Genomic DNA, 8,922 nt, shown 5'->3' with positions numbered 1-8,922 from the left:
GGGGGGGGGGGGGGGGCCGGGGCGCCCCGGGCGGGGGGGGCCCCCCCGGGGGGGGCCCCGCCCCGGGGGGGGGCGCCCCCCCGGGCGGGGCCACCTCCGGAGGCGGCGCACCGACCCCGGCGGCTCCGGACGCCCCGCAGTCCCCGGCCGCGCCGCCCTCGTCGGCACCGGCACCGCACCCCTCCCCGACGCCGACGCACACGTGCAACCGGTTCCTGTGGTGGTGCACGTAGCAGTCGCACGGGCAGGAGCCGGAGCAGGAGTCGCGCACGCGGGGGCGTAGCCGCTCAGGCCGCTCAGGCGGCCCCGTCGCCCACCATCCGCCGCAGCAGGTCCCGCAGTACGCCCCGTTCGCTGTCGCTCAGCGCCGCCAGCGGCTCGCGCGCGAAGCGCAGCCCCTCCCGCAGGTCCCGGGCCACCCGGCGCCCGTCCTCGGTCGCCGCCGCCAGCTTCACCCGCCGGTCGGCCGGATCGGGCCGCCGCTCCACCAGGCCGCGCGCCTCCAGGCGGTCCACGATCCCCGTCACGTTCGACGGCTCGCACTTCAGCTTCTGCGCCAGCTTCCGCATCGGCAGCGGCTCCAGCGACAGCAGGCTCAGCAGCCGTGCCTGCGGGCCGGTCAGCGCGTGCTCGCCCGCGGCCTCCTCGTAGTCCGCGTAGAACCGGGCCACGACGTCACCGATCAGCTCGACGACCTCCATGGTCAGGGCGTCGGGGCGGCGGGTGTGCGGGGGAGTGGGGACCATGGCGTCCAGGGTACCCGCTTACTTGACAACCTGAAATATCCAGGCGCATGGTTGTTTCAGGTACTGAAGTATTCCGCTCCGCCCGGACGGGCCGAGCCGCACCGACGAGAGGCGCCCCCCGTGTCCGACACCCCCACACTTCCCGCCGTCAGCCGCGAATGGCACCTGCTCAGCCGTCCCGTCGGCTGGCCGAAGCCCGAGGACTTCGCCCTGGTGGAGGCCGAGCTGCCGCAGCCGGGCGAGGGTCAGGTCCTCGTACGGAACGAGTACCTCTCCGTGGACCCGTACATGCGCGGCCGGATGAGTGCCGCCAAGTCGTACGTGGCCCCCTACGAGCTGAACGAGCCCATGCAGGGCGGAGCCGTCGGCGAGGTCGTCGCCTCCCGTGCCGAGGGCATCGCGGTCGGCGACCACGTCCTGCACTTCGGCGGCTGGCGCGAGTACGCGGCCGTGAACGCCGCCCACGCCGTCAAGGTCGACCCCGGGGCCGCGCCGCTGTCGACGTACCTCGGCGTGCTCGGCATGACCGGCCTGACCGCCTACGCGGGCCTGCTGCGCACCGCCTCCTTCAAGGAGGGCGACGCCGTCTTCGTCTCCGGCGCGGCCGGCGCGGTCGGCAGCCAGGTCGGGCAGCTCGCCCGGCTCAAGGGCGCCTCGCGGGTCATCGGCTCGGCCGGGTCCGACGAGAAGGTCAAGCTCCTCGTCGACGAGTACGGCTTCGACGCCGCCTTCAACTACAAGGACGGCCCCGTCGCCGAGCAGCTGCGCGCCGCCGCCCCCGACGGCATCGACGTGTACTTCGACAACGTCGGCGGCGACCACCTGGAGGCCGCCATCGGCTCCCTCAACCGGGGCGGCCGGATCGCGATCTGCGGCGCCATCTCGGTCTACAACAACACCGAGCCCGCCCCCGGCCCGCGCAACATGGCCCGGCTGATCCAGACCCGCGGCCGGATCGAGGGCTTCCTCGTGGGCGACCACTACGACCTCCAGCCGCAGTTCGTGCGGGAGGTCGGCCCGTGGGTGCGCTCGGGTGAGCTGAAGTACCGCGAGACGTTCGCCGAAGGGGTGGAGAGCACCCTGGAGGCCTTCCTCGGGGTGCTGCGCGGCGACAACACCGGAAAGATGATCGTCAAGCTCTGAGCCGCCGGGCAGGCGGTCCCCCGCCGTCCGGCGTCGACCGCCGAGCGGGCGTCCCCCGCCGGACAGGCGTTCCCTGGATTTCCGACATGCGGTAACTTCTTTCCGAAACCGCTGGCGACCGTGGGCGCGAGTCGCGGCGGACCGAGGAGGAGACGCACGCTATGGCCATCCAGCAGTCCGACGTCCTGTACACCGCCGTCGCCACCGCCGAGGGCGGACGCGACGGCCGGGTCGCCACCGACGACGGCAAGATCGACGTCGTCGTGAACCCGCCCAAGGAGATGGGCGGCAGCGGCACCGGAACCAACCCCGAGCAGCTGTTCGCCGCCGGCTACAGCGCCTGCTTCCAGGGCGCCCTCGGCGTCGTCGCCCGCCAGGAGGGCGCCGACATCTCCGGCTCGACCGTCACCGCGAAGGTCGGCATCGGCAAGAACGAGGACGGGTTCGGCATCATCGTCGAGATCTCGGCCACCATCCCGAACGTCGACGCGGCCGCCGCGAAGAGCCTCGTGGAGAAGGCGCACCAGGTGTGCCCGTACTCCAAGGCGACCCGGGGCAACATCACCGTGACGCTGGCCTGAACCGGTCGTTGCCCAAGACGGCGGCGGTCGCACCTCTGGACGTGGGGTGCGGCCGCCGCCGTCGCATGCCCGGGGGGAGCCGGGGCTTCCAGGGCCCCATCGCTACAGTGGCCCCATGCGTGATCTCGGGGTGGGTTTCGGGTATCTCCTGAAGGGTCAGCGGTGGATGGCCCGGCACCGGAGGTCGTACGGCTTCGGGCTGCTCCCCGGCCTGATCACCCTCGTCCTGTACGCCGCGGCGCTCACCGCGCTCGCCCTGTGGGGCGCGGACGCCGTCGGCTGGGCCACCCCCTTCGCCGACGGCTGGCCGAGCCCCTGGCTCGGCCTCTTCCGCGGCTTCCTCACGGCGGTGCTGTTCGCCCTCGCCCTGCTGCTGGCCGTCGTCACCTTCACCGCCGTCACCCTGCTGGTCGGCCAGCCCTTCTACGAGAGCCTCTCCGAACAGGTCGACCGGGACGTCTCCCCGGACGGCACGGCCCCCGAGTCCGGTCTCTCGCTCGGGCGCGAACTGTGGATATCCGGCCGCGACAGCCTCCGCGTCCTCGTCCGGGCCGCGCTGTGGGGCGTGCTGCTGTTCGCCCTGGGCTTCCTGCCGTTCGTCGGCCAGACACTCGTGCCGGTGATCGGGTTCTTCGTCACCGGCTTCTTCCTCACGGAGGAACTGGCCGCCGTAGCCCTCCAGCGCAGGGGCGTCGAACTCCGCGCCCGGCTGCGGCTGCTGCGCTCGCGCAAGACGCTGGTCTGGGGCTTCGGCACTCCGCTGGGCCTGGCCTTCCTCGTGCCGTTCGTCGCCGTGTTCCTCATGCCGGGCGCGGTCGCGGGCGCCACCCTGCTCGCCCGCGACCTGCTGGGCGAGGAGACGGGAGAGGGAGCGGACGACGAGCCGGACGGGGGGAGGGGCGACGAGGCCGCGGGCGGGAGCGGGACGGACAGCGGGCCGGCGCTCATCCCGGACCAGCGGCACCCGCAGCACTCGCAGGACCCGCAGCAGTATCCGCAGCGGTCCCGTCAGGGCTCGCCGCCTCGCCGGACGGGCCCCCGCACGGCACCGCGCGTCCCCTTCAGCCCCGCCCCCGCCCCCGCTCCGTCCCCATGACCGCCACCGCCGCCTCCCGCAGCACGCCGATGAACGCCTCCGCGGCCGGCGACGGCGACCGCCCCCGCACGGTCGCCGCGTACACCGCCCGGGCCGGGGCGTCCTCGTCCCGTACCGGGAGCAGGGTGACGTCGGGCCGTACGGACGCGGCGGCGAGCGCCGGGACCAGGGCCACCCCGAGACCGGCCGCCACATAGCCCTGTTTGGCGGTCCACTCGGCCACGACGTGGGCGACCCGCGGGCGGAAACCCGCGCGCAGCGCCGCGTCGAGCAGGGTGCCCTCCGGGCGGGAACTGCCCGACACCCAGTCGGCGTCGGCGAGTTCACGCAGCCGCACCGGCCCGGGGCGGTCCGTCAGGGGGTGCCCGGCCGGGACGGCGACGTACAGGGACTCGTCGAGCAGGTGGTGCAGCGCGTACGTCTCCATTGGGGCCCCTCCGGTCGTCGAGACGACCGCGAGGTCCAGGTGCCCGGCGGTCAGCCGGTCCAGCAGCCGGGCGGTCAGGCCCTCCTCGCGGGTGACCCGTACGCCGGGCCGCCGGGCCCGGAAGGCGGCCAGCGCCCACGGCACCAGCGCCGCGTCGGCCGAGGCGAACGCGCCGAACCGCAGTCGCCCGCCCGTCGCCTCGTGCAGCGCCGTCAGTTCGCGTACCGCGCCGTGCAGCGACTCGGCGACGGACTGCGCGTGCGGGGCGAGCGTCCGCCCCGCCTCCGTGAGCCGCACCCCGCGCGGCAGCCGGTCGAACAGCGGGGTCCCGCCGAGCGCCGATTCGAGCGCGGAGATCTGCCGGGACACCGCCGACTGGGTCCAGCCCAGCGTCCGCGCCGCCACGGTGAACGACCCGTGCCGGGCCACTTCGAGGAACACCCGCAGCCAGAGGGTGGACAGGTCGGGCACGGCGCCGTCGCCCCCGGCCCAGTCGTGCCCCGGCCCGTTCCCGGTATGCGGGTCCGGCATCTCAGCCATGCCAGAGATTCGCTTGTCGCATCATGGCGTCGACCTTAGCGTCGACGGCATGGAGCACAGGGAGAAGATCGCCTTTCTGGGGCTCGGCCGCATGGGCACGCCCATGGCCCGCCGACTCCTCGCCGCAGGGCATCCGTTGACCGTCTGGAACCGTACGGCGGCCAGGACCGGCCCGCTGGTCGCCGAGGGAGCGGCCCACGCCGCCCGCCCCGCCGACGCGGTCCGGGACGCCGACGTCGTGATCACCATGCTGGCCGGTCCCGACGCGCTCACCGAGGTCGCCGACGCGGTGCTGCCCGCGCTGCCCGAGGGCGTGCACTGGGTGGAGATGTCCACCGTCGGCCCGGACGCCGTGCACGCGCTGGCCGCTCGCCTCGGCGGCCGGGCGGTCCTCGTGGACGCCCCGGTCACCGGCAGCACCGACCGGGCCGCCGACGGCGCCCTCGGTATCCTCGCGGGCGGCGAGACGGCCGGGGTCGAGCACATCCTGGCCCGCCTCGGCACCGTCACCCGCACCGGTCCGGCCGGTTCCGGCGCCGCGCTCAAACTGGTCGTCAACACCGCCGTGATCAGCGGCGTCGCGCTCGTCGCCGAGACGCTGCGGCTGGCCGACGCCCTCGGCATCGACGGCGACACCGCCCACGCCGCGCTCGCCGAGGGCCCGCTCGCCGGAGCGGTCGCCCGCGCCTTCTCCGAGAACGCCGACTTCGCCACCACGCTGGCCCTCAAGGACCTCGGACTCGCCGCAGCTGTCACCGAACTACCCGCCGTGCAGGCCGTGTCGGCCGCACTGCGGCACGCGGCGCAGGAGCCCGGCGTCGCCGCCGCCGACCTCTCCCGGGCCGCCGCCCGGATCCGTACCCGCACCACCGTCCCCGCGTGAGGAACAGCATGAACAACACCGTGCAGATCACCGTCGACAACCCCGCCGACGCCCCCCAGCCGCTCAGCCCCTACTACTCCCAGGTCGCCCGGGTCGGACACGCCGACGGCAGCGCCCTGCTGTTCGTCTCCGGCCAGATCGCCGAGGGCGAGACGCTCACCGAGCAGAGCCAGGGCGTCTTCGAGGCGATCGCCGCGCTGCTGGCGGCGTACGGCGCGAGCCTGGCGGACGTCATCAGCATCCGCACCTTCCTCACCGACATCGGCCGGCTCGCCGAGTACGGCGCCGTCCGGCAGCGGTTCCTCACCGGCACCCCGCCCACCAGCTTGACCGTCGAGGTGCCCCGGCTGTTCCGGCCCGAGGCGCAGATCGAGGTGGAGGTCGTGGCCGCCGTGCCCGGCCGTTTGTGAAGGGTTCGTAGGAGGTTCCGGCCCGGCGTCCCCTCACAGGCCGTCACGGTCTCCGGGCGATTAGGGTCGGATCCGGGGCAAGCTTCCCCACGTACAGCCCCGGCCCGGGACCTGACCCCTGGACCGGGGCTCGTGGCGTCCCGGCCGGCTGCGCGCGGCAGCCGTCGGACTCGCGCCGGTGGCCGTCGGATATCGGGGTCCTGGCGTCCACCCGGATGCAGGCCGTGAAACGGCGACCGCAGCCGACGCTGATCGGCGGCGCGGTACCGCTGATCAGCGTCGGCGCGGTGGCCCTGCTCGGACGGGCGGTCAAGGGGATGCGCGGCGCGAACCCCTGACGAGGGGACCTACCGCGCCGAGAAGCCGTACACCGTCTCCGAGCGGAACGCCTCGCCCGGGCGCAGCACGGTGCTCGGGAAGTCGGGGCGGTTGGGGGAGTCGGGGAAGTGCTGCGTCTCCAGCGCGATGCCGGCCCCGGCCGTGAACGGACCGGCGCTCAGGTGGCCGGCGGTGTAGAGCTGGAGGCCCGGCTCGGTCGTCGCCACCGTCAGCACCCGTCCGGACGCCGCATCGTGCAGCTCGGCGACCTCCGCCGCCGCCCGGGTGACCCCCTTGTCGAGGACGAAGTTGTGGTCGTAGCCGGGGCCCGCCTTGCGCGCCCGGCGGAAGTCGAACCGGGTCCCCGTGACGTCCGCCGGGTCGCCCTCGGGGATCAGGTCCGCGTCGACCGGGGTGTAGCGGGAGGCCGCCAGGCGCAGTTCGTGCCCGGCCGCGTCACCCGAGCCCGCGCCGCCCAGGTTCCAGTAGGTGTGGTTGGTCGGGTTGAAGACGGTCGGCGCGTCCGTGACCGCCTCGTAGGCGATGCGCAGGGCGCCGGCCGCGTCCAGCGTGTAGGTCGCCGAGACCTCCAGCCGCCCCGGGAAGCCCTCCTCGCCGTCCGGGCTGGTGCGGGACAGGCGCACCCCGTGCTCGACCGGCGTCACCTCCCACACCCGCTTGTCGAAGCCGCGCTCGCCGCCGTGCAGCGAGTTGGCGCCCTCGTTCGGCGTGACGGTGTACGTCCGGCCGTCCAGCGTGAACCGGCTCCCGGCGATCCGGTTGGCGTACCGGCCGACCAGGGCGCCGAGATACGGCTCCGGATGGCTCAGGTATCCGTCCAGGCCGGCGAAGCCCAGCACCACGTCCGCGGTGTGCCCGTCCCGGTCCGGGACCTCCACCGACTGCAGGATCCCGCCGTACGACAGCACCCGCACCCGCACCCCGGCCCGCTCCAGCGTCCAGCGGTGCACCGGCGTGCCGTCGGAAAGTGTGCTGAAAAGTTCGTTCATGGGGGAACCCTAGGTCACCGGCCCTCGGCGGTGACAGTGCGGTAGGCGATCTCCGCCAGCCTGGCCTGCCCGTTGCGGCTCGGGTGGAACCAGTCCCAGTGGCTGAGCTGCTTCGTGTCGAACCGGTAGTCGAATACCGCGTTGTGGTCGAAGCGGCAGCGGCGGTCCTTCGCGCACACCTCGGCCAGCACCTTGTTGTACTCCACCACCCGGGTCCGCACCGCGTCCCGCCGCTGGGTCGCCGCCGGGTCCAGTGCGTCCGCGTCGCCCAGCATCGACGGGCAGATGCCCAGCTTCCACACCTGTTTGCCCAACGCGTTCGTCCGGCCCTGGGACCACAGCCGCTTCAGGTCCGGCACGCTGGAGACGTACACCTCCGTCTTCGGCAGCGCCTGCCGCAACGCGTCCATCGCCGACTGGAACTGCCTGCGGAAGTCCGCGACCGACGTCATCTGGCCGGTGGAGTCGCGGCACGCGTCGTTGGCCCCGGCCATCACCGTCACCAGCTCCGGTCTGTGCAGCACCGCCTGCGTCATCTGGCCGCGCAGGTCGGCCATCCGGGACCCCGTCACCGCATGGTTCCAGCTGCGCTGCGCCGCGCCCGCCACCCCGAGCAGCCGCACCGCCAGACTGTCCACGCTCGCGTCGCTGCCCGTCGCCCAGGACACCTCCGGACAGTCCGTCAGCACCATGCACGCGTCGAAGCCACGAGTGATGGAGTCGCCCACAGCGGCGATGGACTCCGGGCGGGTGTCCCACAGCGGTGACGCGGACGGGCTGGCGGCCCGGCCCCCGGCGTCCCGCTGCCCCGCCGCACCGTCACCGAGCGTGTCACACCCGGCGACGGCCAGCACGGCAGCCGCCACGACGGCATGAGCGGCCCGCAGCCGGTGACTTCGCTTCCGCATTCCGGGTGTTCCCCTCGTCGTCGTGCGGTGGTCCCTTCAATGACAACGCCTGAGGGTTCCCAGCCTCACCCGAGGTGACGGCGCGCACCCGTACAAGCGTCCCCCCGGGTGAATGCGGGGTGTTTCCGGGCCCCGGGACCGACGGTACGTCACACTCCCCGGCCCCCAGCACGGTAGCCTCGGCCTCACGTGGCCGCCGCGCCACTGCCGCCCGCCCGCCCCCTGACCCGCTCTGCCCGGAGGTCCCGGTGACGACACGTGGAGTTCTGTACGTGCACTCCGCGCCGCGCGCGCTGTGCCCGCACGTCGAGTGGGCCGTCGCGGGGGTGCTCGGCACGCGCGTCAGCCTGGACTGGATCCGCCAGCCCGCCGCTCCCGGCACCTGGCGCTCGGAGTTCTCCTGGCAGGGCGAGGCGGGCACCGCCTCCAAGCTCGCCTCCGCACTGCGCGGCTGGCAGCTGCTGCGCTTCGAGGTCACCGCCGAGCCCTGCGCCACCGCCGAGGGCGAGCGCTACAGCTGCACCCCCGACCTGGGCATCTTCCACGCCGTCACCGGCATCCACGGCGACATCCTCATCCCCGAGGACCGGCTGCGCGCGGCGCTCACCCGCTCCCAGCGCGAAGAGACGGACCTGGAGGCGGAGATCGCCAGGCTCCTGGGCAAGCCCTGGGACGACGAGCTGGAACCCTTCCGCTACGCGGGTGAGGGCGCCCCGGTCCGCTGGCTCCACCAGGTGGTCTGAGGACTTCGCCCCGACAAGCCCCCCGCCAGGGGCGGGAAACCGCGCGGACGGCCCCCACCGGCCCGGCGGCCGGCCGGCAACCGAAGACGAACGGCGGCGGCCCGGACCCCACCGGGG

Annotated in this window: 9 protein-coding genes and 1 pseudogene; 6 read left to right on the top strand and 4 right to left on the bottom strand. The window is 74.1% G+C overall.

Features of this window, described 5'->3' with window-relative positions; translation table 11 throughout:
• Positions 1–296 precede the first annotated feature (296 nt).
• Positions 297–746, bottom strand: coding sequence for a MarR family winged helix-turn-helix transcriptional regulator (locus tag ACFC02_RS40275; protein WP_376367618.1), 450 nt, complete (start codon positions 744–746; stop codon positions 297–299).
• A 120-nt stretch (positions 747–866) separates the two neighbouring features.
• Here ACFC02_RS40275 and ACFC02_RS40270 point away from each other — a divergent pair, with 120 nt between their 5' ends.
• From ACFC02_RS40270 to ACFC02_RS40260, 3 genes and pseudogenes are all read left to right on the top strand, one after another.
• Complete coding sequence (locus ACFC02_RS40270) at positions 867–1,889, top strand: NADP-dependent oxidoreductase (RefSeq protein ID WP_376367616.1); 1,023 nt, start codon at positions 867–869, stop codon at positions 1,887–1,889.
• A gap of 161 nt (positions 1,890–2,050) precedes the next feature.
• Entirely contained in the window at positions 2,051–2,470 is a 420-nt protein-coding gene (locus tag ACFC02_RS40265) for an organic hydroperoxide resistance protein (RefSeq protein WP_376367614.1), read from the top strand.
• A 115-nt stretch (positions 2,471–2,585) separates the two neighbouring features.
• A pseudogene (locus tag ACFC02_RS40260) lies at positions 2,586–3,365 on the top strand (EI24 domain-containing protein); the annotation flags it as partial.
• A 166-nt stretch (positions 3,366–3,531) separates the two neighbouring features.
• Here ACFC02_RS40260 and ACFC02_RS40255 read toward each other — a convergent pair.
• Positions 3,532–4,533: a LysR family transcriptional regulator gene (locus ACFC02_RS40255; RefSeq protein WP_376367612.1), complete on the bottom strand. Its 1,002-nt coding sequence runs from the start codon at positions 4,531–4,533 to the stop codon at positions 3,532–3,534.
• Positions 4,534–4,582: 49 nt separating this feature from the next.
• Between ACFC02_RS40255 and ACFC02_RS40250 the strand changes: the two genes are divergently transcribed.
• A complete protein-coding gene (locus ACFC02_RS40250; RefSeq protein WP_376367610.1) occupies positions 4,583–5,416 on the top strand; it encodes an NAD(P)-dependent oxidoreductase in 834 nt (277 codons plus the stop codon).
• A 20-nt stretch (positions 5,417–5,436) separates the two neighbouring features.
• Positions 5,437–5,826 (top strand): RidA family protein, encoded by a 390-nt coding sequence (locus tag ACFC02_RS40245; protein WP_376367620.1) that lies wholly within the window; start codon positions 5,437–5,439, stop codon positions 5,824–5,826.
• Positions 5,827–6,173: 347 nt separating this feature from the next.
• Here the strand turns inward: ACFC02_RS40245 and ACFC02_RS40240 are convergent, their stop codons facing one another.
• Positions 6,174–7,154 carry an aldose epimerase family protein gene (locus tag ACFC02_RS40240; RefSeq protein ID WP_376367608.1) on the bottom strand — a complete coding sequence of 327 codons (981 nt, stop codon included), beginning with the start codon at positions 7,152–7,154 and terminating at the stop codon, positions 6,174–6,176.
• Positions 7,155–7,168: 14 nt separating this feature from the next.
• Positions 7,169–8,062: an SGNH/GDSL hydrolase family protein gene (locus ACFC02_RS40235; protein ID WP_376367606.1), complete on the bottom strand. Its 894-nt coding sequence runs from the start codon at positions 8,060–8,062 to the stop codon at positions 7,169–7,171.
• Between the two features lie 248 nt (positions 8,063–8,310).
• Here ACFC02_RS40235 and ACFC02_RS40230 point away from each other — a divergent pair, with 248 nt between their 5' ends.
• Entirely contained in the window at positions 8,311–8,805 is a 495-nt protein-coding gene (locus tag ACFC02_RS40230) for a DUF3145 domain-containing protein (RefSeq protein ID WP_376367604.1), read from the top strand.
• The last annotated feature ends 117 nt before the right edge of the window (positions 8,806–8,922 follow it).

This window comes from Streptomyces sp. NPDC056160 (assembly GCF_042268205.1).
Taxonomy (GTDB): Bacteria; Actinomycetota; Actinomycetes; order Streptomycetales; family Streptomycetaceae; genus Streptomyces.
This window is presented reverse-complemented; position numbering and strand designations above follow the sequence as displayed.